Below are 22,798 nucleotides of genomic sequence, written 5' to 3'. Positions count from 1 at the left end.
GGACAACGAGCTTTTTTTATTGGCTTTTTCCCAGGCTAATATTTAACCTTGTCCGGATAGTCAGCATAGTATATAAGGTTGAGTTACCACACTGGAGGTGGACGAGATATGGACAAAACAACATGGCTGGGAATCATTATTGGGATCATTGCGATTGGTGTTGGAATGTTTTTAAAGGGTGTAAGCTTCATGGTACTGATTAATCCAGCAGCCATCTTAATCATTTTTTTAGGAACAGCATCATCGGTGTTAGTGGCTTTTCCAATGAGTGAAGTGAAAAGGGCTCCCAAAATAATAGGTATTTTATTTAAAGAGAAACAATCAGTGGCGTATGAAGAGATTATGACTACATTTGTTGAATTATCTCAGCATTCAAGAAAAGAAGGCTTGCTTGCGATTGAGGATAAATTAGATGAAATTGAAGACCCTTTTTTAAAAAGCGGACTATTGTTAGCTATTGATGGACAGAACACAGATTATGTTCGAGATATTTTAATTGAAGAAATAGAAGAAATGGAAGATCGGCATCAATTAGGTGCAGCTATTTTTACTCAGGCAGGTACGTATGCACCAACCTTAGGTGTGCTGGGAGCTGTTGTTGGCTTGATTGCAGCATTAGGGAATATTGAAGATACGAACGGGTTAGGTCTCGCTATTAGCGCTGCCTTTGTAGCTACTTTAATGGGTATTTTCACAGGCTATATGCTTTGGCATCCATTTGCAAATAAGTTGAAAAGAAAGTCAAAACAAGAAGCGAAAGTAAAATATATGATGGTTGAAGGCATTATCTCCATTGTTGAAGGAGAATCACCGCTTATTATTCAACAGAAACTATCTGCTTTTTTAACAGCTCAAGAGAGAAAAAGATATTCAGAGAAAGAAGAGGTGAGTAATCGTGAGTAAAAGAAGAGCGAAAAAAAAAGAAGATGAGCATATTGACGAATCATGGCTCATTCCTTATGCCGATCTATTAACATTGCTCTTAGCGTTATTTATTGTGCTGTTTTCAGTAAGTACCGTAGATGCGAAAAAATTTCAGCAACTATCTCAAGTATTTAATGGAATCGTGGTTGGAGGTAACGGCGTATTTGAGTTCCAAAGCCCGCTTTCTGTAGAACCTCTTACTATACCGATGCTAGATGAAGTTGATAAAGAGAAAATAGATGAAACAAAAGAAGAGAATGAGCATGTAGAAGAGGCAGAAGATAAAGAGAAGAAAGAAGATAAAACAGAAGTAGAGAAGAAAAAGGATCGGGCAGAATTAGATGCTGTACAACGAAAAATAAATGATTATATTGTGAAAAAAAACCTCACTCATCAACTTAGTACATTACTAACTGATGAAGGGTTGTTATTAACCATTAATGACGGAATCTTATTTGATTCAGGACGAACTGAAATTCGAAAAGAAAATAAGCAATTAGCTAAAGAAATAGCCAAATTGCTCGTCATTCATCCTCCGCGCAACATTATCATAAGCGGTCATACTGATAATGTTCCCATTAGAACAAAGCAATTTAAGTCTAATTGGGAGTTAAGTGTAATGCGAGCGGTTGAGTTTATGAAGCTTCTATTAGAGAATAAGCAATTAGACCCTGCTTTTTTTAGCGCAAAAGGTTATGGAGAATATCAACCAATTAAATCAAATCAAACAAGAGAAGGACGAGCGAAAAATCGACGTGTAGAAGTATTGATATTACCACGTACGAAGTAAGAGAGAAGAGTTAACGCACACTTACATGAAAAACGTGCTTTAATCGTGTAGGTTAATGGAAAGAAAATAAAAAATTAAATCAAAGGACTCTATAATTCAACGTGAAAGTGATTTATAATAGCTTAATTGAAAAAGTTCGAATGGGGATTATTATGCTAACGATTGTATTTTACTTAGGTGCATTGTTTTTCTTTGTGAAAGTAACGATGGATAAAGAGTTTATTTGGTTGCTATTTTTGCTACCCTTTTGTATTTTTATTTTAATGTTCGAAACCCCTTATTTTGAACATTTAACAGAAGTAGCACGTATTGTCTCATTTACCATTTCATTTCTAGTGAGTTATGGAATGATTTTATTTTATAATCGCTATTTTAAAAAAGAAGGGGAATAAGTCTATTCATAAAAGCCTCACCGCGTTATCTAGTCTGTTCTTAAGAAAACGGGATGAGGCTCTAGAGACCTATTTGTCTATTTCTCATGTTTTATCATTCTTCAATATTTACTTGCTTTAATGGTTCATTTGCAGGTCCTTCAATTACTTGACCATCATAAGAAAACCTAGAACCGTGACATGGACAATCCCATGTTGTGTCACCAGCGTTCCACTCCACTTCACAGCCTAGATGTGTACAGGTTGTATCCACGCAATGAAGTTTACCATCTAAATCTTTATAAGCACCTGCCCGCTTTCCTTTCATAAAGACGACAGAGCCTTCGCCGACTTCTAACTCTTGTAGTCGTTTGTCACCAACATCCAGCTTGCCTTCAATTAAATGTCCAGCTACATCAAAGTTTTGGATAAGGAATTGTTTAATGCTTGGATCACCATGAAAACGAGAAGGTGAAAACAAGGATGTATACGGGTTTTCACGATTTAAAATCAAATCCCGTAGTAGTAAAGCAGCGGCTGTTCCATTTGTCATTCCCCATTTCCGATATCCTGTTGCCACATAAATGTTTTCTTTTTTCGGTGTAATAGGCCCGATGTATGGAACTTTATCTAATGTATATAGATCTTGCGCTGACCAACGATACAAGTATTCCTTTATACCAAGCGTTTGTTCAGCAAAATGTTGGAGAGCTTGATAATGTTCCATCGTATTGATGCCTTGTCCCGTTTTATGGCTGTCTCCACCGACTAGTATTAATTTTTCTCCGTTTATTTCTGTATATCTAAGGGATCTAGTTGGCTGTTCAGCACTTAAATACATACCGCCTGGATACTCTTTTGTTGCCTTAATGCCAATAACGTAAGACCTCTCAGCATACATTCTTGTAAAATAAAAGCCATTTCCGTCGTAAAAAGGAAAGTGAGAAGCTGCCACAACATGTTTGCAATACACCTTCGCACCGTCCCTTGTCGTGACAACAGGTTGTTCGCCCTTTTCTACATCTGTCGCAACGGTATGTTCAAAAATCTTCCCATCTAAATGTGTCATTTCTTCTACTAATGCAAGTAAATATTTTAAAGGGTGAAACTGTGCTTGCTCTTTCATAACAATTGCTTTTTTAATAGGGAAGTCAAAAGGAATCTCATGAACGAGCTCACTTGGAATGTCTAATTTTTGATAAGCTTTAAATTCATCATAAAGTTTTTGAACATATTTTTCAGAGTTGGTGTAAATGTAAGCATCTTCTGTCGAGAAGTCACAATCAATTTGCTTTTCTTGAATAAGCTCTTTTACAAACTGTAAAGCTTCATTGTTTGCTTTATAATAATTTTTTGCTTGTTCTTTTCCAATATGATTGATTAGTTCATCATAAATAAGGCCATGCTGAGCGGTTAACTTAGCGGTTGTATGACCAGTTGTGCCGTTTAGTAATTCATTTGCTTCTAGTAAGGCTACTTTCATTCCTTCTTTGGTAAGCAAATAAGCGGCTGTAATGCCTGTTATCCCGCCTCCAACGATGGCTACATCAACAGTTATATCGTTTTTTAATTTATCAAAAGTTGGTAAAGGAATGTTGCTGCGCCAAAACGGTTCTGGGGATTGAGGGATGTTTGAATGAGTCATGATTTTTCCTCCTTGGTGTGTATAGTAGATAACTTTTCCAAAAAAGGATTTTATATGTAGATTTTTGAGTTAAAAGGTTTAGCTCGATGTAAAATAGTCTTTATTTTTCATATCACGTGTACTTAACAGCTACGCTTTTAATATGTACGAGGTTTACGTTAAATGGGACCATCCTTACATCAACAAGGAGTCATTTAGTTCTTTTATTATTTTTTTTAATGGAAGAGTCATTTTTATTCTTTATTAGTGTCAATTTTCATCTATTTAAATATTTTATATAAATGAAGTTTTTTCATCACGCATATAAATGAATGTAAACGCTCACAAAAAAGGTGGTGTCCCATGTCTGAAGCACTTGCCGTGATCGTCGCGATGTTATTATTGATTTGTGGCAAAGAGGATGAAACTGATTGGGATCTTGTTTTAAATGAGGAAAGTACTTTTCAGTCATTTGCATTTGGAGGAAAAACATTCAAGCTATATCTTCCTAAGCGATTTGATGAAAATAAATCTTACCCACTTATGGTTATGTTACACGGTTGTACGCAAGATGCAACCGATTTTGCAATGGGAACAAATATGAACCAATTAGCCGATGATTGTGAATTTTTAGTGTTGTATCCTCAACAAACACAAAAGTCAAATGTAAAGAAATGTTGGAATTGGTTTTCACCTTCTCATCAAAAGAGAGGAAAAGGGGAACCGAGAATCATTGTTGGTATGGTTAATAAAGTCAAGAGTATGTATAACATACGAGATGATCAAGTATATGTTGCGGGACTGTCTGCTGGAGGAGCAATGAGTGTTATTTTAGGAGCAACATATCCTGATGTCTTTTCGGGAATTGGCGTAGCGGCTGGACTTGAATATAAAGCGGCGTCTAATGTATTAGGAGCATATGCTTCAATGGCAAGTGGGGGGCCAAATCCTATTAAACAAGGGAAATTAGCTTATAAACAAATGGGGAAGCATGCACGAGCGGTGCCAATTATTGTATTTCAAGGAACGGCAGATCGAACTGTTATCCAAAAGAATGCACATCAGGTTGTATCACAATGGATTGTAACAAATGATTTAGCTGACAATGGAGAGATGGATGACTGGATTCGGGATGTTACAATTGATGTATGTACGGAAGCGGTTCCTTTTGGTAGAAGTTACACAAGTTATACGTATAAAATCGAAGACAATTGGGTAGTAGCTCAAAAGCATATAATTGATGGAATGGGGCATGCGTGGTCTGGTGGCAACGAAGCAGGAACATATACAGATCCCCAAGGTCCAGATGCGAGTAAAATAATGTGGGAATTTTTTATGAGTCAATCGACTGCGGTACATTAGTCGAGACAAGAGATGACAGGTAAAATACCTTATAAATAATAAGAAAAAAGCCATTCTACTAATAGAGAATGGCTTTTTTATATGTTGTGTCTAATAAGGAGATTCTTCTTTTATTACCAGCCTCCACCAAAGCAGCTACAACCTACGATAATTAAAAGAATGAATAGAACAACTAAAAATGCAAAACCTCCGTTATATCCACCAGTTCCGCAACCTGCGCTCATTTAAAACGCCTCCTTTTATTTTCTGCTTCACAAAAAAAGTACTTCTTATAGGTGTTTGACTTTACGTTACATTATTATCATACGCGTAAAGGCATAAGGTGTGCTGAAATTGGGTGATTGTGTAGTTTTTCAATTTTAAGAAGGAATGCCACGAAGCATAACGAATGTGTAAGTAAAAGAATCCTGTGTTTTTGAAAGTACTAGATCGTAGCGACGAATAAAGTTTTGTTATAAGCGAAAAGGGGGAATATAAACCGGGTTGCTTTACATATATATTATTTTGTTTCTAAAAACCAAACGCATTAAATGATGAGAAAAAACGTTGTTTACATGCTTAGTGGCTTAACGAAAGGAGGAAGAACTTGCTTGACAGAAAAATGTTACAACGGTAATATACTTTCGTACTATTTGTCACAAGTGAACGCTTAATCATGATGAGCGGGGGAACCAACTTTTGGGGTGAACCTTTAAAGAAAGGCTGGGTTACTCTTACAACCCGAATCCGACAGCTAACTCCGTAAGCGTGTTAAGAGGTGACATAAATTTGACTATGAAAGCTTAAAAGGAGAATGAAAACGAATGAATATTGCTTTTCTCTTAATACCAAAACATGAGGTCGTCACGCTAAATATTGATTCGACCTTACGACAAGCACTTGAGAAGATGGAATATCATCGTTATTCGTCAGTGCCATTAGTAGATGATGATGGGAAATATGTTGGAATCTTAACCGAGGGAGACCTACTATGGAAATTAAAAAGCTTAGGCGATTATCGGTTTCAAGATACAGAACAAATTCCGCTTGCGGAAATTGATCGCTATCAAGATTATCAACCCATTTCCATTCACGACGAAATTGATAACATTTTATCAAGAGCTATTGATCAGAACTTTGTACCAGTTGTAGATGATCAAGGTGTGTTTATAGGCATTGTTAGAAGACGTGAAATTTTAGAGTTCTATGCAGACCGCATATTTATTAAGCAAGATTCAAATTAAATCATTTGAAAAGGCCGTATCAAAGAGCGTGGTTCTACGCCTTGTGATACAGCCTTTTTTCATTATGCAAGAAAATATTTTGGTCAAGAAGCTTTTTTTTACGACTGGCAGCTCACCTATTGAAGTGGTGAAACGTTACATTAAAAAGCAAGGAATGAAGTGATTTGATTTGATTTGACTAAACAAAGCGTATAAGTTTCGGCTGTATCCAATTGAAAGCTAGTCTTTGAGTATACGGAAAACCTTTGGAAGTGCTTGCTTTTTTAATCAGGCTTTACCACAATACATTTAATAGTTCGCTTGAAAATAAATTTGTATCAATGTTACACGCTTCAGCATCAATTCCATATTGCCATCCAGCGATGAGAGAATCTTTAGGTGCGTCTGGCTTATAGGCTGGAGCATTTTTTTCTGTTGAAATACCAGTGTTAGGAGAAGCGGTCCAAATATATGTGCCTGATTGTAGCTCTTGATTTTGTGCTGCAGCTTCTTCAAAAGCAGTAGTTAGTGCTCTCTCTTTATCAAAAATGCCATAAATACCAGGTTTATATGAAGAATTGGCCATGCCTTCAAACCAACCGATGATAAAGTTAGCGTCAACAGGATAATTTGGTTCAATATCAGCAAAAATTACAACACCTTCTGGTACGTCAAGTTCTGAAGCCAATTCAGTCGCTACCTTTGCTTGCTCTTTTCCATTTTCATATCCACGAGCATCTTCAAACTGATTGTTAATTAGCAGTACTTTTGCACCTGTTGACTGAATCAATTCTGCTTCTTTCTTCGTAATTCCTTTTGAAACATTTTCTTTATCACCTAAGTAACGCCCCCATACCGAAGGGGTTCCGAAGTTTTCTTGAACACAAGCATTGAATTCTTCTGTTGTAAGACTAGCAGAATCAATTCCCCATACGAATTCAGGCTGCTCATTGTTACGGTTTGTCTGTTTGGCGTCATTCTCTTTATCAGTTTGTTGTTGTTCTTTATTAGAAGGTTCACGGTTAGTTGATTCAGTAGGAGAGGAGGAAGGTTGTTTTTTTGATTGGATGTTGTTTTCAATCGAGTTGTCAATTGTTACATTCACACTTACATCGATGTTATTAGACAGTGAATTTTTAATCTCATTACTATCATTCACTTCAAGAGAGTTAGTGACTTGGTTCTTAATTTCTCCTTCCCCTTTGTTTTGAATATTATTTTGAATGTTGTTTTGAATAGAGGGTTCGTTAGAAGATTGATTTACTTGGTGAGAGGATGGTGTTTTCTTACTGCTGTCAGATAAAAATAGAACAGTTATAAATGTTAAGACACATAAAAAAACAGCAAAAATAACAGTGTAGCTTTTATGGTTATTCATATTCTCACACCCTTTCTAATGATTCGTTGTCATAGTATGCAACGTTCATTAAACGGTGCCCACTAGCTAGCATCAGAAAGGGAAAGATTCAATTGTCTAGAAAGTAATTAAAAAACAAAAACTCCTGCATCTCACTCGCTGATAATCAGCTTTCAGTAGGCAGGAGTAGTTAAAGATGTTTTCTTTCTATATAGAAGTAAGGTCGATAACTCTTATTCATCCTCTTTCTTTTTACGCTTCTTTACTTCTACATATTTAATGTGGTGATCATCAATAATGAGAACTTTAAAATAGTACCCATCATACCGAACAATATCGCCTTTTCCAACATCAAAATCTTGCGTTAAAATCCATCCAGCAATTGTATCGACTTCTTCTTCATTAATGTCTGTACCGAGAAGATCATTTACTTCCGTAATGAGCATTTTTCCATCAAGGATATAGTGACCTTCTTTTATCTTTTGTACGTCAGGTATTTCATCTACATCAAATTCGTCTCTGATTTCACCAACGATTTCCTCGACAATATCTTCAACTGTAATGAGACCAGCAGTCCCTCCATATTCATCAAAAAGAATGGCCATTTGCACACGCTCTGTTTGCATCTTAACGAGCAGGTCATGAATAGGAATTGTTTCAATCACTTTCATAATGGGCTTAATATAAGATTCTAATGTTTCAGTCCCATCCTTCTCATTAAAGATGATGTCGTTATAAATCTCTTTTATGTTAATTAAGCCGATGATGCGATCTTTATCACTATCTTCAACGACTGGATAACGTGTATACTTCTCAATACCAGCTACTTTTAAAAAGACTTCAACAATGTCGTTTTTCGAAGCAGTCACAATTTCTGTTCGAGGAACCATGACTTCTTTTGCAAGGCGATTATCGAACTCAAAGATTTTGTTTACATATTTGTACTCAGATTGGTTAATTTCTCCACGTTTTAAACTTTCAGATAGTAAAATTCTCAACTCTTCTTCGCTGTGGGCAACTTCATGTTCAGAGGCAGCGTTAATTCCAAACATTGAAGTAATCAGGCGAGCAGATCCATTTAAAGCCCAGATAAAGGGAAACATAATTTTGTAAAACCAAATAATCGGACGTGCAAATAAAAGTGATACACGCTCGGCTCTTTGAATCGCAAAGGTTTTAGGTGCGAGCTCTCCAATTACTACGTGTAAAAACGTAATGACAGCAAATGCAATCGCAAACGATAAAATTTTTGAAAGAGATGGATTGATCTCGAAGCGATGAAACAGGGGGTGAAGTAGTCGCTCGAGAGTAGGCTCTCCTAACCAACCAAGACCTAAAGCTGTAATCGTAATACCAAGTTGACACGCAGAGAGATACTCATCTAAGTTTGAAATAACATGTTTAACAGCAACTGCATTTTTATTTCCTTCTTCAATCATTTGGTTGATTCGCGATGTCCGAATCTTAACAATGGCAAACTCAGTCGCGACAAAGAAAGCGGTTAATGCAATTAAAAAAGCGACGAGAACTAAGTTTACAGCTACCATTTTTTTCACCTCTCTTCATTTTTAATACGATATGTATAAGTACAGTTTTGTCCAAAATAAAAAGGAACATGTACAAATCATGTTTATTAACCATTTTCCAACTAAATATAAAGGGAATTGTAGAATGCAGAGGAGGGAATAGACTACATTTAATCATGTGTAAAGCAGGGTGATTCCGTACTTTCTTGTGTGGCGCTGCTTAATCAAAGTAAAAGGCTATGTAAAAAAGCTGCTTCTCTATGTATGAAAGAGGAAGCAGCTTTTTGTTGTTTTAAGGGAATCGTAAATCTGGACATAATGGCAAACTCGCTCGAAAAGCTTAGATAGGTGTAATCTGTTTGTTTCTATTTGTTTCAAAAGACATTCATCTTGCACCAACTACAGTTTGCACTGCACCTCCCTTCATAAAATAAAAATAACTTCTTTTACTAACAACTCCTTTCTTTATAAGTTGTTTACATTATACAACACAAATAAACAAAAAAGTATGAATATTTAGAACTATTAAATAGATAAATGTCGAAAAGGCTAAAATAATCGCAAGAAAATTCAATACATCCTCACATGTTTAAAGGAAAACGAGTAGATTTTGATATAAAATTGTCATATAAAATAAGTGTTTTGAACTAAAAGAAAACCATCTCAAAGAGAACGCCTAAGATTCTCTTTGAGATGGCTTTTTTAATGTGTCTGATTTGGCGGCATTTGCGGTGTTTCTTGACTTGGCACAAAGCTAGTCATCATTTGTTGCATATCTTGTTGAGCTAACTGTGGTACTTGATAATAATGTCTTTTATTTTGATAAAGAGAGATATCATAAGCCATTTCCATCCAATTTGGTACAGTATCGGCAAACATACGGCGAATGATAGGATTGGTAATCTCTAAACCCGTCATGGTTAAAAGAGAGGCGTGTGCTTTAACCAAGCCTAGCATATGTCCTGAAATTCCAGCATCTTTAATGTCATTCATCGATTGGTTTGGCTTTTTTGGCTGAGATGGTTTTAACCCATAGACAAAGTCATGGCTTTGAGACATGTTATAAGTTTGAGTTGGATGCGGTGGCTTTTGTCCAGATGAAAATGACTGTGTTAGCATATTGTATTCATCTAAAATAAACGAATATTGATGATCAAGAATAGAGAGCAGCTCTTGATCTTGTACAAATTGTCGAAACATCATAAATTGATCCAGGACGTTAATATATCCAGCTAACGTTTCATGCACATCAAACATTTCGTGTCCACCGTGATTCATTTGTTGTGGAACTTGACCAGTATGCATATTCTCATGCATTTGATTGTTCATATTCATAAGAAAACCTCCTGAATAATAAAGTACGTATTTATTTTGGTTAAGAGAGATAAAAAAAATCCTGGTAATGAAAAACGATTTAATAAAACTATGTGCTAAAAAATTAAATAAAAATTTATTCAGTGAGTAGATGATTATCTCATTGAAAGGGTTTACAATAAATAAAAAGTTTGCCATATGAAAAAGCGGATAAACATATATTAAAGAAAAAGAAAGGAGATCATGAACATGCCACTTGATGCGATTTATATAAATGGAGAATGGTTAAAAACAACCGAAACGATTAGTGTTACAAATCCAGCAACAAACGAAGTGATAACAGCGGTTCCAAAAGGAGGCAAAAAAGAAGCAGCGTTAGCTGTTGATGCAGCATATGATGCATTTCAAACATGGTCGAAGAAGACGGCAGAAGAGAGAAGTACTTTATTAATGAATTGGTACGCACTTATTGATGAGCACAAAGATGAACTGGCCACTTTAATGACAAAAGAACAAGGAAAACCAAAGAAAGAAGCATTAGGTGAAATCACATATGCAAATAACTTTATTTCTTGGTATGCAGAAGAAGGAAAGCGCATTTATGGTGAAACGGTTCCGGCATCAGCTCCAAATAAGCGAATTTTTGTACATAAACAACCAGTCGGAGTCATCGCTGCCATTACTCCATGGAATTTCCCTGCTGCCATGATAACTAGAAAAGTGGCACCGGCATTAGCAGCAGGTTGTACCGCTGTTGTCAAACCTGCGTCTCAAACACCGCTTACAGCACTAAAATTAATTGAACTAGCTGATCAAGCAGGTATACCAAATGGGGTGATTAATGTCATCACAGGTAGCGCAAGCGAGATTAGTGAGGCGTGGATGAAAGATGAGCGTGTACGAAAAATTTCATTCACTGGCTCAACGGAAGTTGGAAAAATGTTAATGAAAAGTGCCGCTGAAACCGTAAAAAAACTGTCCCTAGAACTAGGTGGACATGCACCGTTTATTGTTACAAAGCATGCAGATATCGAAAAAGCTGTACAAGGAGTGATAGCTTCAAAGTTTCGAAATGCGGGTCAAACGTGTATTTGTACAAATCGTATATACGTACACGAAGAAATCGCAGAATCGTTTACGAAGCAGTTTACAAAAGCCGTTCAACAGTTAAAAGTAGGGAATGGACTAGAAGAGGGTACAGACGTAGGTCCTTTAATTGACGAAGATGCATTAAACAAAGTAAAAGAGCATGTGAAGGATGCAATTGACAAAGGCGGCACATTATTAACAGGCGGTCATGAAATTCAAGTAGGCAATGGGAGTTTTATGGAGCCAACCGTTATTTCGGATGTCACGGATGACATGCAATGTATGTTCGAAGAAACATTTGGACCACTTGCACCTATTACAACCTTCACAACCGAAGAGGAAGTGATTAAGAGAGCAAACAATTCACCGTATGGATTAGCTGCCTATGTGTTTACTGAAAATATCCGTGAAGCCATTTCGATTTCTGAGCAACTAGAATACGGAATTGTTGGCGTGAATGATGGAGCACCTTCTACAGCTCAAGCCCCATTTGGTGGATTTAAAGAAAGTGGTTTAGGTCGTGAGGGAGGCCATTGGGGGATGGATGAATATTTAGAAGTCAAATATATTTCATTATCTTTATAAAAGAGAAATGATTGTTAAAACGCAGTCATCCTCATGGTTTTATATGAACGGTTAGGACGCGTTCATATAAGAAAAGCTTTTAACACAACACTCTTCGATTGTATCTTGTAGGCTATGTGAAGTGGAGCGTCATTTTCCTCCGTCTCACATAGCTTTTTTAGTGCTTTTCTCCTTTCTATTTTCTATTAATAGATAAAAGTAGTCGTATAATAAGTCAGTTTGAGCTAAATAAAGAAACTCGTAAAACAAAGATCATTTTTAAAAAAACAAGAAGGATTTCTTCACCTTTATCAATAATTTAACTATATGAAGCGCTTACATAAAGGTGGAGGAGATGAATAGATGAAACAGCATGTAACAAAAAAGCTACTTAGTTTAGTTCTTTCTTTATTGCTTGTGGTGCTAACGTTTGCACCGAACAATAAAGCCGAGGCAGCAGCAACGAATGGAACGATGATGCAATACTTTGAATGGTACTTACCTAATGATGGACAACATTGGAACCGTTTGCGCACAGATGCTTCCTATTTAAAAAGTATTGGTGTGACAGCGGTTTGGACGCCACCAGCTTATAAAGGAACGAGCCAAAATGATGTAGGATATGGAGCGTACGATTTGTATGACCTTGGTGAATATAATCAAAAAGGAACCATTCGAACCAAGTATGGAACGAAAGCAGAATTAAAATCTGCAGTTAGTACTCTTAAAAGCAACGGCATTCAAGTATATGGTGATGTTGTGATGAACCATAAAGGTGGGGCAGATTATACGCAAAATGTTACAGCCGTTGAAGTGAATTCATCAAATCGAAATCAAGAAACATCCGGTGATTATACGATTCAAGCTTGGACAGGCTTTAACTTTCCTGGACGCGGTAACACACACAGCTCTTTTAAATGGCAATGGTATCACTTTGATGGAACCGATTGGGATCAATCTCGAAGCTTAAGTCGTATTTATAAATTTAGAGGTACAGGTAAAGCGTGGGATTGGGAGGTTTCAACTGAAAATGGGAACTATGATTACTTAATGTATGCAGATGTCGATTTTGATCACCCAGATGTAGCGAGTGAAATGAAAAATTGGGGCGTATGGTACGCCAATGAAGTTGGATTAGATGGCTTTCGTTTGGATGCGGTTAAGCATATTAAGCACTCCTATTTAGGAGATTGGGTGAATCACGTTCGTACACAAACTGGAAAAGAAATGTTTACGGTCGCAGAATATTGGCAAAATGATGTGAATGCTATTAATAACTATTTAGCAAAAGTCAATTATAATCATTCTGTTTTTGATGCACCTTTACATTATAATTTCCATTATGCATCTCAATCAGGTGGAAATTATGATATGAGGAATTTATTAAATGGTACAGTGGTTTCTGCTCATCCATCAAAAGCTGTAACATTAGTTGAGAATCATGACTCTCAACCTGGTCAATCATTAGAATCGGTTGTTCAACCTTGGTTTAAGCCTCTTGCCTATGCATTCATTTTAACAAGAGCAGAAGGATATCCAAGCGTATTTTATGGTGACATGTACGGAACAAAAGGAAGTAGTACGTATGAAATCCCAGCATTAAAAACAAAGCTTGAGCCACTATTAAAGGCGCGAAAAGATTATGCATATGGTACGCAACATAACTACATCGATCACTGGGATGTGATTGGCTGGACACGAGAAGGAGATAGTACAAAAGCAAAATCTGGCTTGGCTACTCTTATTACAGATGGACCAGGCGGATCAAAATGGATGTATGTTGGAAAGCAAAATGCAGGTGAAGTATGGTATGACTTGACAGGTAATAGAGCAGATAAGATCACCATTAATGCTGATGGGTGGGGACAATTCCATGTCAATGGTGGATCTGTTTCTGTGTATATACAACAATAATCAAACGTTATCAAAATGAGTGAAAAGTGCTCATTTAACAGCGTTATCTACATCCCCTGTTCCATCTATCCAGTTACATGAATGGATAATGGGGAAGGGATGTTACTCTTTTTCTCGTTTATTTATCAATAAAATGGATTGCTAGAAAAAAGGATTTCAAACGAAAGAAGTCGAATAATCTACATAACCAACTTATTGAGGATAGGAGTAACAAACATGAACGAGTTGCTGTTACAATCGAGTGAATTAAGGCTGGAAGCAACGGATTTATTAGATGATTACGATTTACTTTCTATTTTAAAGAAATACGGTAACCCTCTTATTATTGGTAGTTATGATTTAGATGTGATGACATGGCGAGATATTGATGTGTATATTGGAAATGATGTCATGTTGGAAGAGGATTTTTTTCAATTAGGTAGAGAACTAACAATGAGTTTCGAAGCGAAAAAAATGGTGTATCGTAATGAACGGATTGCTACGACCTCTCATTTACCTAAAGGGTTATATTGGGGAATGTATGCAGACCTTTTAGAAAGAGAATGGAAGTTTGATATTTGGTTAGTTTCAACTGAATTAGTAAGAGAGCAACTAAAAAAGCAGCAACGTTTAAAGTCAATGATGACAGATGACAAACGAAGCTTGATTTTATCTTTAAAACAGCAAAATGGGTATCGTCGTTATTATACGAGTGAGGATGTATATGAAGGTGTTATCAAACATAATGTTAGAGACGCTGGTGCTTTTTTCATTTGGCTACAACAACGAAAAAGTTTACAAGTAAAGAAATGAGGGTGTCTCAAAAGGGGAGAGGGCTCTTTTGAGACACCCTCATTTATGGTAGACCGTCATTTAACTCAGTAATAATGAGTTGAATAACGGTCTATTTTGTATGAAGCAAAAAAAGTAAATAGTTGAACGTTTATGATTTTCCCTTCTGTTTCACATGATAGTGATGAAAATTTCAAAAAATGAGCACTTGTCCTAAGACAGATGCCTGTTCAATTAAGTACCTAAAACATATCATATAGTATACTTTATAAGGGGGAAATCACTTGTATTATCATAAACCACATCATAAACCACATTGTCACCGTTGCAAAAAAAAGAAATACGGACATGGACTAATCAATGATACAACAGACGGATCTAATTCTGTTCATATTGAAAATATCGGGAATGCAAATGTTCACGTTCATATTGATTCCAATGCAGAGTCTGCACAAACTCTAGATACAGATCAAGAGCAAAAAGGAGAACAAACACAAAAAGGACAAAAAGCTACAACAAATTCAGAAGCTGTAAGTAAAAACCGAAATAAAGTTGAAAGCAAAAATAAGATTGATAATGACAACGATAATGACAACGATAATGACAACGATAATGACAATGACAACGACAATGATAACGACAATGATAACGAGAACAAAAACGACAACAAAAGCAAGAACGAAAATAAAAGCAAGAACGAAAATAAAAGCAAGAACGAAAATAAAAGCAAGAACGAAAATAAAAGAAAATCTAGATAAAGCTGACTTTAAGTAAATAGATAGAAAGGTATGTCCTACTTATACTTACAAAGGGGGGGAAACATCTTGCGTAATGATTCTAAGGTAGTCAATAGTGGGAATTCAGATGTAGATGTATCCGTTATAGTTGACACAAGTGCACTTGCTTATGCCATCAGCTGTTACTTACATGCAAAACACATGCTTAATAATGATGAGTTTGTACAAATGATGACAAACTTAAATTTATTATTAGGTAAAACACATGATGAGCTTCCTGACTTAGTAACAAATAAAATAGAATCAAAAACAATTTTTACCCCAAACGATACTCAAACGGTAAAAAAGTTTTTAAAATAGATCGATAACGCTAAATCAACCTTTTTCTATATAAATAAGAAAGTCCTCTGCTCATTATATTGGCAGAGGACTTTTTTTACACATAAGACAAACTTAAAGGTTTTTAAGCTATCATCAAAGTGGATTTTAGCATCCAAATATTCTTTTCAAGAGTACCGATAGTTTCAATAAACATGTCTGCAGTTACAGCATCATGTTGGTTTTCGGCTACTTTAATTCCTTCTTTTAATTCATAAATTAAAATAGTGTAATCGTCAATGACTGCTTGAATTATTTCTTCAGCAGTTTTCTCTTCAGCAGCTTCTGCAATTGTAGATTGTTCTAAGTAATCACGTAATGTGGAAATAGGTTTACCACCAATACTAAGTAACCGCTCTGCATACTCATCTACATACTGAGCTGCTTCTCCAAACAGTTCTTCAAATTTATTATGAAGAGTAAAGAATTGTGGCCCTTTTACATACCAGTGAAAGTGATGAAGCTTTGTATAGAGAACGTTCCAGTTTGCAATTTGTACATTTAATACTTGTTCTAAATTCATTATTATTCCTCCTAAGATCTTTGTTGTTATTTAATTATAACAAATATAAAATTAAAATCAATACTATTTAATAATTATTATTAATAAGTAATTATATATAGACTTTGGGTATTTTTCTCTTATAATGTGAAATAGAAAAGGTATATGATGTTAAATGTGCTGATAAAAATAAAGGAGTATTTATGATGATTATTACGAAAAAAGCAAAAGAACTAGTTGTAGAAGTCTTGCAAGAGCAAGGAATAGAAGGAATTCGCTTGTTTTTTAAAGGCATTAGCTGTGAAATCCCAAACATTGGTTTAGCGTTTCAAGACGAAGAAGAAGGGGATAACGTGCAACTGATTAATGGAATCAAAGTATCCATTCAACAAGAAATTCTTCCATTTACAGGTGAGCTGATACTTGATGTTCATACAACACCATATGGCCCAGGACTTGCGCTTGTCGGTGCCAAATCAACCATGTAAAAACATGAAAGGCACTTTTTCTCTCTTAAATATATGTGAAGTGACCATTTCTCTGTTCAAGCACCTTTTTGCTGTTAGGTTCGCTGACAAATTCATTGAAGCATTTGTTAAAAATTGGTTCAATTGAATAAAGAGCATGAAAGGGATGAAAAGCCATGATACTGTCTCATCATGTAACAATTGAACAGAGAGAACAAATTAAAATCCTAAAGAAAAAAATGCGTGAAGCTAGTACAGATGCTGATAAAGAAGTGTATCAGAAACAGTTGAATTCTCTAGTAGAAAGAATCTTTTTAGAACATAAAATGAAACGTTATCATTTTCAAGGTTAAATTCAAAAGGGGATTGTCTCTATTAAAAGAGGCAATCATTTTTTTTGAAGTGAAACTTTTGTGACAGTCATGAATATGTTTTGATTCAAAAATAGTTGTTTGATATGATAAGAACGCGTTCATAATGAAGATATATCCAAATAGAAAGGCTGATACAATTGAAAAGAGTCATGATGATTTTATGTGCACTGCTTATTTTTATACCAAGCGTAGGTTATGCACATACGCATTTAGAATCGTCCAACCCCGAAGATGGAACCATTCTAAATGAAAATGTTGAAGAAATTGTGTTAAGATTTGATACTCCAATTGAAAAATTAAGTACGATGACCTTAACAAGAGACGGTGAAAATATAGAGCTTCAAACTCAAACGGTTACAAATAATTCATTAATTGGAAAGGTTAGTAACCCATTAGAAAATGGAAAATACCAAGTAGATTGGAAAATTGTTGGAGAAGACGGGCATGTTATAGAAGATCGCATTTCTTTTGAAGTAAATATAGAAAAAGTTGCGACTGAAGAAGCTGAGGAAGCCGAGGAACCTGTTGTACCAGCTGAAGAAGAAAATAAGAATACGCAAGGTGAGACTGAAACGATCACATCTACACCGCTATTTTTTATCTTGTTTATCGTACTATTGTTTATGATTGGAACAGCTCTCTTACTATTCTTACGAAAGAGAAAGAACGGATAAAATGATAGAGGGAATGTTAACCATTTTAGAGTGGCTAACCTCTATTAGTGTGTCGATTTTGTTAGGTTGGAGTATTTTACTATACATACCAGAGAACAAAAAGCCACCTCTTCGTGTTCCTGAAAAGCTTCTGATTGTGTTTGCGTTATTTATTCCGCTTTTTGCTTTTGGGAACGTATGGAGTGTTGCTGTCGCTCTTTCTGGTCAGCAGCAAGTAACCAAAACACTCTTTCTTGTCGTCACAGAAACGAGAGTGGGCCAAGCGTGGTTTGTTTTAACGTTTCTTGCTATGTTATTAGCATTGTCTCTTTATTTACAGAGCTATAAGCATATTCAAATGACTTTTACAATCGGGCTGTTACTTGCACTTTCATATTCGAGTCATGCAGCATCTCAAAATGTATGGATTGGGCTAGGTGCACACCTTATCCACTTTTTGACGGTTGCAACATGGGCTGGGATTGTGTTTCATGTTGGCTGGTTTGCAAAACCGAATAAACAATGGAAGGCGTTTTTAAGCTGGTTTACACCTATCGCCATTGCTTGTGTGGTACTATCATTTTCTACAGGTCTTCTTATTATGTGGCTGATTGTTGGCCTTGATCAATATGTGAATTCATGGTCTACTCCCTATGGTCATGCTTTATTATTAAAGCACCTAACGATTGCACCACTTTTATTGTTTGCCATAATTAATGGTCTTCTTAGTCGAAAGGTCCAACATAACCATCATTTTAGTCCCATTCATTGGATACGTGGAGAAAGTATCATACTATTGCTCGTTTTTTTGTGGACGGCAATCATGACCACACAATCACCACCATTGAATATTGAGCATATCGCTACCCATTCAATGATCTTCCCTTTGATTTATGGTCAATCCGTTTCATTGCCATTGCAAATAGAAGTGACTGTAATGGGAGTGCTATTTTTAGCGATAGCCTTGTTGTTTGCTAGTTACTTAGTGATAGGTGTATATAAGAAAATGAATGTATGGATGAGCGTGTTGTGCAGCTTCTTACTTATTTTCGCCCTTTATATTAGTGTACTAACGAGTATTCGCATCTAAATGAAAAAGCCCATTGCCTACTAAACCTAAGAAAGTGAAATAGATCAGTAGGAAAGGGCTTTTTTAGTGCTTTTTAAAATAAAATGATAGTTGAATGACATTACTCTTCAGAATTCATTGCTTCAATAGATGCACTGAGCGCATCTATAGGAGTACTATTAGAAGAGCCTGATCCCGTAATGGTTTTTTCTGTTGTTTTTGGACAGATGCAAAAAATATCACCAAAATTTACAATGCCACCAGTTACATTCTTAATACAAACACTTTTAATAAAAACAGGCATGAATGTCAAACCTTTCTTTTTTATTACTATATGCGTAACTTGTCATGCTTGTATAGACGTGAGAAACAAATGCGAGCACTAGTAGTTAGACAAAAAGAAAGACCCTTGCTTTGCAACAAGGGGGAAAAAGAGATTCCTACATTTTAAAATCCAAATAGAGGATAACCTGCTAAGGATTCATCATTCGGGACAAAATTATAAATTTTCCATGCGCCAGATGCTTCTTTTTTCAATGAATAGATACCTGAAACATCTAACACTTCTTCAACTTTAGACGTTTCGATTTCAACGTTGACTTTTTGCTTCATATCCTTTGTTTCAACTTGAACATATCGATCATTTAAATGCTTAACAGAGATTGAATAGGTCCCAATAGGCTCAACTGAAAATTTAGCTCCTAAATCATTGACAAAAAACTGAAGCATTTCAAGTGAATCAAGTCCAGCAACTTTATAAAATCCGGTTGTATGTTGATTATATAAAGCTGTAAGTCCTGAAAAATCGTTCACTTTAACAAGCTGATTTTCTTTGTCAATCTGCTGCTTGACAAGACTAGTGATTGCTTGAGCATTTGGTAGGTTTTTCGTTTCTTGTTTTAAAGCACGGTGAATCATTAAAACAGCTTGAGCTCTTGTTGCGTTCTTCAGTGGACGAAATTCATTTGTTGCAGTGTATCCGTTAATGATACCTACTGATGAAGACTCATGGATTTCTTGATACGCCCAGTGTGAAGAAGGAACATCTTTGAACGGTTTGTTCGTATTTTTGAACGTTACGCTCTTTTTAAACGCTCGATGAATCATGACAGCCATATGCTCACGTTTAATTTGTTCATATGGATAAAACTTTCCATCAGGACGTCCTGTCACAATACCTAAACTACTAGCAATGGTTATGTATTCATAATGCCAATCTAGTTTTTTTACATCTGAAAATGTTTTTGTGTTTGGAGCAACTGTTAGACCTAACGCATTGACTAAAATTTTAGTGAATTGCGCGCGTGTAATCGATTGGTTTGGTTTTACGGCTACAGCACCATCTTCATCAACCATTCCATCAATAATATCTGCTGCTAAGAAATCATCCATCTCTTCGTACGCGCTATGATCTACAATGTCATATGCTAAGTAAGAATCGACCGTTTTATCAGCAGCATGTACGGATGTAACAGATAGAGCAAGGGTACATGAAAGTAAGAGTGCTGTTAATAAACGCTTTTTTTTCATTTCTTAACTCCTTTTAAAAAATATGTCATTACAGTAAAGATTCTACTATTATATTGAAATTTTGTCATCATGCTAAATTTTTCCTTTAAGTTTAAAAACCTGCTGTTAAATGAAGCGAATCATTTCAATAATTTCACTAGAATCGAGTAAAATAGAAAAGTGAATAAAGAGAGAAGAGGTTAAAAATGAAAGAACAATCAAGTTTTCAATTCAACAAGTTGTGGATGTTAACACGGCCACCAATTGGCAAATTAATGATTTCACTTATTTTATCGTTAATAAATACAGCTACCGCTTTATCGATCCCACTTCTTATTAAACAAGTAATGGATACGATTCGTACAGGGCTTACACCTAGTCTGATTGGTGGCATCATCATCCTATTTCTTATACAAATGATTACAAGTGCTGTTTCGCTTTATTTATTAGCACAAGTAGGGCAAGGGGTCGTGCGTGAACTTCGCACTAAACTTTGGAATACGTTGATTCGTTTACCGGTTTCGTATTATGACCGTAACCGCTCGGGTGAAATGGTGAGTCGCATTACAAACGATACAACAATTGTCATGAATCTATTATCGACAGAGATGATTGATTTTGTGAAAAATATTTTATCAATTATTGTCGCCGTTATCATCTTGTTCACCCTAGATGTTCCAATGACATTTATTTTATTAGCCGTTATACCCATTATGTTTTTACTGATCATGCCTCTTGCAAGAAAGGTACATAAAATTGCACGTGAACAACAAGATCATATGTCAAAGCTAACCGCTTTTTTAGCACAAATGCTAAGCGAGATTCGCCTCATTAAAGCTTACAATTCAGAAGAAAAAGAGTTTTCATCAGGTGTTAAAACGTTTCAATCGCTTTATTCATTTGGTATTAAGCGTGCTAAAATTGAAGCCATTATTTCCCCAATTATTAGCGCGGTGATGACAGCCGTACTCATTACAATCGTTGGATTCGGCTCTTATCGCGTTAGCCAAGGGTTAATTAGCGCAGGAGAGCTTGTAGCGTTTGTTTTATACTTATTTCAAATTATGGTTCCTGTTGGTTCACTTACGCGTTTTGTCACAAGCTTTCAACAAACAAAAGGCGCATCTGAACGCATTTTTGAGATTTTAGAAGAAAAAGAAGAAGATTATGAGAGCGGCTTATCTCTTCAAGAAGCTGGAACATTGTCGTTTGATTCTGTTCGTTTTCAATATGACGACAAAGTCGTTTTAGAAGATATTACATTTGAAGCGCGAAAAGGAACAGTAACGGCTTTTGTGGGTCCAAGCGGAGCAGGAAAGTCAACGATATTTTCTTTAATTGAACGATTTTACGAACCGCAATCTGGAGAAATACGTTTAAACGGGCAACGTTCTGAACAAATCAATCTGTATTCGTGGCGTCAATTGTTTAGTTATGTACAGCAAGATTCTCCTATTTTAGCTGGAACCATTCGAGAGAACTTAACGTACGGATTGGAAAGAAAGGTAGCGGATGTTGAAATCATTGAAGCTGCGAAAATGGCAAATGCCCATGATTTTATTTCTGCGTTTACTCAAGGATATGACACAATGATTGGTGAAAGAGGCATCAATTTATCTGGAGGTCAGCGTCAACGAATTGCGATTGCCCGTGCGCTTTTACGGAATCCTCAATTTCTTCTCTTAGATGAGGCGACAGCAAGTCTTGACTCTGAATCTGAAAAGCTTGTGCAAGAAGCGTTAGAAAGTATTATGAAGGATCGTACCTCACTGGTAATCGCTCATCGATTATCAACAATTGTTAAGGCGGATCAGATTGTTGTGATTCAAGATGGAAAAGTGACGGGTGTTGGTACTCATCATGAACTGTTACAGCATCATGATTTTTACCGTGTACTCGTCAATCAGCAGTTTAGCACGTTATCGTAATGGGTATGTAAAAAGAGTCGTTTTTGGACGACTCTTTTGTTATTTTGTCGAAAGAATAGAAGAATCTAAAAAAGTACTTGCATTGTAGTGAAATTAATGATAAATTATTAAAAATTTATAATTTTCAAACAAATAATAAGGAGAGATGGCCATGAAATTAGGAGATCATGTTATGTATAATAAACAGGAGTATAAAATTATGCACATTTATCGTAATGGAACGTGTGAGTTACTGGCTACGACAAATCCAAATTTTAAAAATGTATTAGTCGTAGAGCTGGACAAATTGCAAAAATAATTGAATTAGCTAAGAAAATTAGATTATGGTGCTTCTAACTTGTATCTTCAAGCTTTTTAGTTAGTTCCTCTTATT

24 protein-coding genes and 1 riboswitch are annotated in these 22,798 nt (G+C 35.8%); of the genes, 16 read left to right on the top strand and 8 right to left on the bottom strand.

Translation table 11 applies throughout. The features are described 5' to 3' along the window. Nucleotides 1–108: 108 nt before the first annotated feature. From motA to JOC83_RS13355, 3 genes are all read left to right on the top strand, one after another. Nucleotides 109–903 (top strand): flagellar motor stator protein MotA, encoded by a 795-nt coding sequence (gene motA, locus JOC83_RS13365; RefSeq protein WP_205187845.1) that lies wholly within the window; start codon nt 109–111, stop codon nt 901–903. Next, nucleotides 896–1,714 (top strand): flagellar motor protein MotB, encoded by an 819-nt coding sequence (gene motB, locus JOC83_RS13360; protein WP_205187843.1) that lies wholly within the window; start codon nt 896–898, stop codon nt 1,712–1,714. Before motA ends, motB begins: the two co-directional genes overlap by 8 nt. Before the next feature lie 101 nt (nt 1,715–1,815). Continuing rightward, nucleotides 1,816–2,106: a hypothetical protein gene (locus JOC83_RS13355; protein WP_338038913.1), complete on the top strand. Its 291-nt coding sequence runs from the start codon at nt 1,816–1,818 to the stop codon at nt 2,104–2,106. Between the two features lie 94 nt (nt 2,107–2,200). Here JOC83_RS13355 and JOC83_RS13350 read toward each other — a convergent pair whose 3' ends face one another. After that, nucleotides 2,201–3,730, bottom strand: coding sequence for an FAD-dependent oxidoreductase (locus JOC83_RS13350; RefSeq protein ID WP_205187842.1), 1,530 nt, complete (start codon nt 3,728–3,730; stop codon nt 2,201–2,203). Nucleotides 3,731–4,072: 342 nt separating this feature from the next. Here JOC83_RS13350 and JOC83_RS13345 point away from each other — a divergent pair, with 342 nt between their 5' ends. Continuing rightward, nucleotides 4,073–5,071, top strand: coding sequence for an extracellular catalytic domain type 1 short-chain-length polyhydroxyalkanoate depolymerase (locus JOC83_RS13345; RefSeq protein ID WP_239583509.1), 999 nt, complete (start codon nt 4,073–4,075; stop codon nt 5,069–5,071). Between the two features lie 113 nt (nt 5,072–5,184). On the opposite strand, the gene JOC83_RS13340 is transcribed toward JOC83_RS13345, so the two are convergent. Further along, a complete protein-coding gene (locus JOC83_RS13340; RefSeq protein ID WP_205187840.1) occupies nt 5,185–5,295 on the bottom strand; it encodes a YjcZ family sporulation protein in 111 nt (36 codons plus the stop codon). Nucleotides 5,296–5,707: 412 nt separating this feature from the next. Continuing rightward, nucleotides 5,708–5,835, top strand: a riboswitch (cyclic di-AMP (ydaO/yuaA leader). Between the two features lie 39 nt (nt 5,836–5,874). Between JOC83_RS13340 and JOC83_RS13335 the strand changes: the two genes are divergently transcribed. Next, nucleotides 5,875–6,294, top strand: a complete 420-nt coding sequence (locus JOC83_RS13335; protein WP_205187829.1) for a CBS domain-containing protein — start codon at nt 5,875–5,877, stop codon at nt 6,292–6,294. A gap of 274 nt (nt 6,295–6,568) precedes the next feature. On the opposite strand, the gene JOC83_RS13330 is transcribed toward JOC83_RS13335, so the two are convergent. From JOC83_RS13330 to JOC83_RS13320, 3 genes are all read right to left on the bottom strand, one after another. Beyond that, nucleotides 6,569–7,651 (bottom strand): glycoside hydrolase domain-containing protein, encoded by a 1,083-nt coding sequence (locus JOC83_RS13330; protein ID WP_205187828.1) that lies wholly within the window; start codon nt 7,649–7,651, stop codon nt 6,569–6,571. 212 nt (nt 7,652–7,863) lie between these two features. Then, nucleotides 7,864–9,177 (bottom strand): hemolysin family protein, encoded by a 1,314-nt coding sequence (locus tag JOC83_RS13325; protein WP_205187826.1) that lies wholly within the window; start codon nt 9,175–9,177, stop codon nt 7,864–7,866. Nucleotides 9,178–9,858: 681 nt separating this feature from the next. Further along, a complete protein-coding gene (locus JOC83_RS13320; protein ID WP_378912924.1) occupies nt 9,859–10,485 on the bottom strand; it encodes a spore coat protein in 627 nt (208 codons plus the stop codon). 234 nt (nt 10,486–10,719) lie between these two features. Here JOC83_RS13320 and JOC83_RS13315 point away from each other — a divergent pair, with 234 nt between their 5' ends. The 5 genes from JOC83_RS13315 (at nt 10,720) to JOC83_RS13295 (ending at nt 15,905) form a co-directional block, all read left to right on the top strand. Next, nucleotides 10,720–12,144, top strand: a complete 1,425-nt coding sequence (locus tag JOC83_RS13315) for an NAD-dependent succinate-semialdehyde dehydrogenase (RefSeq protein ID WP_205187823.1) — start codon at nt 10,720–10,722, stop codon at nt 12,142–12,144. A gap of 342 nt (nt 12,145–12,486) precedes the next feature. Beyond that, complete coding sequence (gene amyS / locus JOC83_RS13310) at nt 12,487–14,037, top strand: alpha-amylase (protein WP_205187822.1); 1,551 nt, start codon at nt 12,487–12,489, stop codon at nt 14,035–14,037. A gap of 216 nt (nt 14,038–14,253) precedes the next feature. Further along, nucleotides 14,254–14,829 carry a hypothetical protein gene (locus JOC83_RS13305; protein ID WP_205187820.1) on the top strand — a complete coding sequence of 192 codons (576 nt, stop codon included), beginning with the start codon at nt 14,254–14,256 and terminating at the stop codon, nt 14,827–14,829. A 263-nt stretch (nt 14,830–15,092) separates the two neighbouring features. Continuing rightward, nucleotides 15,093–15,566, top strand: a complete 474-nt coding sequence (locus JOC83_RS13300; protein ID WP_205187819.1) for a hypothetical protein — start codon at nt 15,093–15,095, stop codon at nt 15,564–15,566. A 66-nt stretch (nt 15,567–15,632) separates the two neighbouring features. Then, nucleotides 15,633–15,905 carry a hypothetical protein gene (locus JOC83_RS13295; protein ID WP_205187817.1) on the top strand — a complete coding sequence of 91 codons (273 nt, stop codon included), beginning with the start codon at nt 15,633–15,635 and terminating at the stop codon, nt 15,903–15,905. A 103-nt stretch (nt 15,906–16,008) separates the two neighbouring features. On the opposite strand, the gene JOC83_RS13290 is transcribed toward JOC83_RS13295, so the two are convergent. Next, a complete protein-coding gene (locus tag JOC83_RS13290) occupies nt 16,009–16,446 on the bottom strand; it encodes a Dps family protein (RefSeq protein WP_205187815.1) in 438 nt (145 codons plus the stop codon). Nucleotides 16,447–16,631: 185 nt separating this feature from the next. Here JOC83_RS13290 and JOC83_RS13285 point away from each other — a divergent pair, with 185 nt between their 5' ends. From JOC83_RS13285 to JOC83_RS13270, 4 genes are all read left to right on the top strand, one after another. Next, nucleotides 16,632–16,913, top strand: coding sequence for a Fe-S cluster assembly protein HesB (locus tag JOC83_RS13285; RefSeq protein WP_205187813.1), 282 nt, complete (start codon nt 16,632–16,634; stop codon nt 16,911–16,913). A 155-nt stretch (nt 16,914–17,068) separates the two neighbouring features. Continuing rightward, entirely contained in the window at nt 17,069–17,245 is a 177-nt protein-coding gene (locus JOC83_RS13280; RefSeq protein WP_205187812.1) for a hypothetical protein, read from the top strand. 158 nt (nt 17,246–17,403) lie between these two features. After that, nucleotides 17,404–17,940 (top strand): copper resistance CopC family protein, encoded by a 537-nt coding sequence (locus JOC83_RS13275; RefSeq protein WP_205187810.1) that lies wholly within the window; start codon nt 17,404–17,406, stop codon nt 17,938–17,940. Nucleotides 17,941–17,953: 13 nt separating this feature from the next. Next, nucleotides 17,954–19,009, top strand: a complete 1,056-nt coding sequence (locus JOC83_RS13270) for a copper resistance D family protein (protein WP_205187808.1) — start codon at nt 17,954–17,956, stop codon at nt 19,007–19,009. Nucleotides 19,010–19,109: 100 nt separating this feature from the next. On the opposite strand, the gene JOC83_RS13265 is transcribed toward JOC83_RS13270, so the two are convergent. Then, a complete protein-coding gene (locus tag JOC83_RS13265) occupies nt 19,110–19,292 on the bottom strand; it encodes a spore germination protein (RefSeq protein ID WP_205187807.1) in 183 nt (60 codons plus the stop codon). A 143-nt stretch (nt 19,293–19,435) separates the two neighbouring features. Continuing rightward, complete coding sequence (locus JOC83_RS13260) at nt 19,436–20,518, bottom strand: S-layer homology domain-containing protein (RefSeq protein WP_205187805.1); 1,083 nt, start codon at nt 20,516–20,518, stop codon at nt 19,436–19,438. 185 nt (nt 20,519–20,703) lie between these two features. On the opposite strand from JOC83_RS13260, the gene JOC83_RS13255 reads away from it, so the two are divergent. Both JOC83_RS13255 and JOC83_RS13250 read left to right on the top strand, forming a co-directional pair. Next, the gene (locus JOC83_RS13255) at nt 20,704–22,425 is read left to right on the top strand and encodes an ABC transporter ATP-binding protein (protein WP_205187803.1); all 1,722 of its coding nucleotides are present in this window, start codon (nt 20,704–20,706) and stop codon (nt 22,423–22,425) included. Between the two features lie 151 nt (nt 22,426–22,576). Further along, on the top strand, nt 22,577–22,723 hold the full coding sequence (locus JOC83_RS13250) for a hypothetical protein (protein WP_205187802.1): 147 nt from the start codon (nt 22,577–22,579) through the stop codon (nt 22,721–22,723). The last annotated feature ends 75 nt before the right edge of the window (nt 22,724–22,798 follow it).

Source organism: Priestia iocasae, assembly GCF_016909075.1.
GTDB classification, from domain to species: Bacteria; Bacillota; Bacilli; order Bacillales; family Bacillaceae_H; genus Priestia; species Priestia iocasae.
The sequence above is the reverse complement of the archived record's forward strand: the minus strand, read 5'-3'. Positions and strand labels throughout refer to the sequence as shown.

What these genes read in the sequence shown, in the direction of transcription:
- JOC83_RS13330 (WP_205187828.1), bottom strand. Translation starts at nt 7,651, where the DNA reads ATGAATAACCATAAAAGCTACACTGTTATTTTTGCTGTTTTTTTATGT.
- JOC83_RS13335 (WP_205187829.1), top strand. Translation starts at nt 5,875, where the DNA reads ATGAATATTGCTTTTCTCTTAATACCAAAACATGAGGTCGTCACGCTA.
- JOC83_RS13320 (WP_378912924.1), bottom strand. Translation starts at nt 10,485, where the DNA reads ATGAACAATCAAATGCATGAGAATATGCATACTGGTCAAGTTCCACAA.
- JOC83_RS13325 (WP_205187826.1), bottom strand. Translation starts at nt 9,177, where the DNA reads ATGGTAGCTGTAAACTTAGTTCTCGTCGCTTTTTTAATTGCATTAACC.
- JOC83_RS13350 (WP_205187842.1), bottom strand. Translation starts at nt 3,730, where the DNA reads ATGACTCATTCAAACATCCCTCAATCCCCAGAACCGTTTTGGCGCAGC.
- JOC83_RS13255 (WP_205187803.1), top strand. Translation starts at nt 20,704, where the DNA reads ATGAAAGAACAATCAAGTTTTCAATTCAACAAGTTGTGGATGTTAACA.
- JOC83_RS13315 (WP_205187823.1), top strand. Translation starts at nt 10,720, where the DNA reads ATGCCACTTGATGCGATTTATATAAATGGAGAATGGTTAAAAACAACC.
- JOC83_RS13285 (WP_205187813.1), top strand. Translation starts at nt 16,632, where the DNA reads ATGATTATTACGAAAAAAGCAAAAGAACTAGTTGTAGAAGTCTTGCAA.
- JOC83_RS13305 (WP_205187820.1), top strand. Translation starts at nt 14,254, where the DNA reads ATGAACGAGTTGCTGTTACAATCGAGTGAATTAAGGCTGGAAGCAACG.
- JOC83_RS13290 (WP_205187815.1), bottom strand. Translation starts at nt 16,446, where the DNA reads ATGAATTTAGAACAAGTATTAAATGTACAAATTGCAAACTGGAACGTT.
- amyS (WP_205187822.1), top strand. Translation starts at nt 12,487, where the DNA reads ATGAAACAGCATGTAACAAAAAAGCTACTTAGTTTAGTTCTTTCTTTA.
- JOC83_RS13260 (WP_205187805.1), bottom strand. Translation starts at nt 20,518, where the DNA reads ATGAAAAAAAAGCGTTTATTAACAGCACTCTTACTTTCATGTACCCTT.
- JOC83_RS13340 (WP_205187840.1), bottom strand. Translation starts at nt 5,295, where the DNA reads ATGAGCGCAGGTTGCGGAACTGGTGGATATAACGGAGGTTTTGCATTT.
- JOC83_RS13250 (WP_205187802.1), top strand. Translation starts at nt 22,577, where the DNA reads ATGAAATTAGGAGATCATGTTATGTATAATAAACAGGAGTATAAAATT.
- JOC83_RS13280 (WP_205187812.1), top strand. Translation starts at nt 17,069, where the DNA reads ATGATACTGTCTCATCATGTAACAATTGAACAGAGAGAACAAATTAAA.
- JOC83_RS13265 (WP_205187807.1), bottom strand. Translation starts at nt 19,292, where the DNA reads ATGCCTGTTTTTATTAAAAGTGTTTGTATTAAGAATGTAACTGGTGGC.
- JOC83_RS13270 (WP_205187808.1), top strand. Translation starts at nt 17,954, where the DNA reads ATGTTAACCATTTTAGAGTGGCTAACCTCTATTAGTGTGTCGATTTTG.
- motA (WP_205187845.1), top strand. Translation starts at nt 109, where the DNA reads ATGGACAAAACAACATGGCTGGGAATCATTATTGGGATCATTGCGATT.
- JOC83_RS13345 (WP_239583509.1), top strand. Translation starts at nt 4,073, where the DNA reads ATGTCTGAAGCACTTGCCGTGATCGTCGCGATGTTATTATTGATTTGT.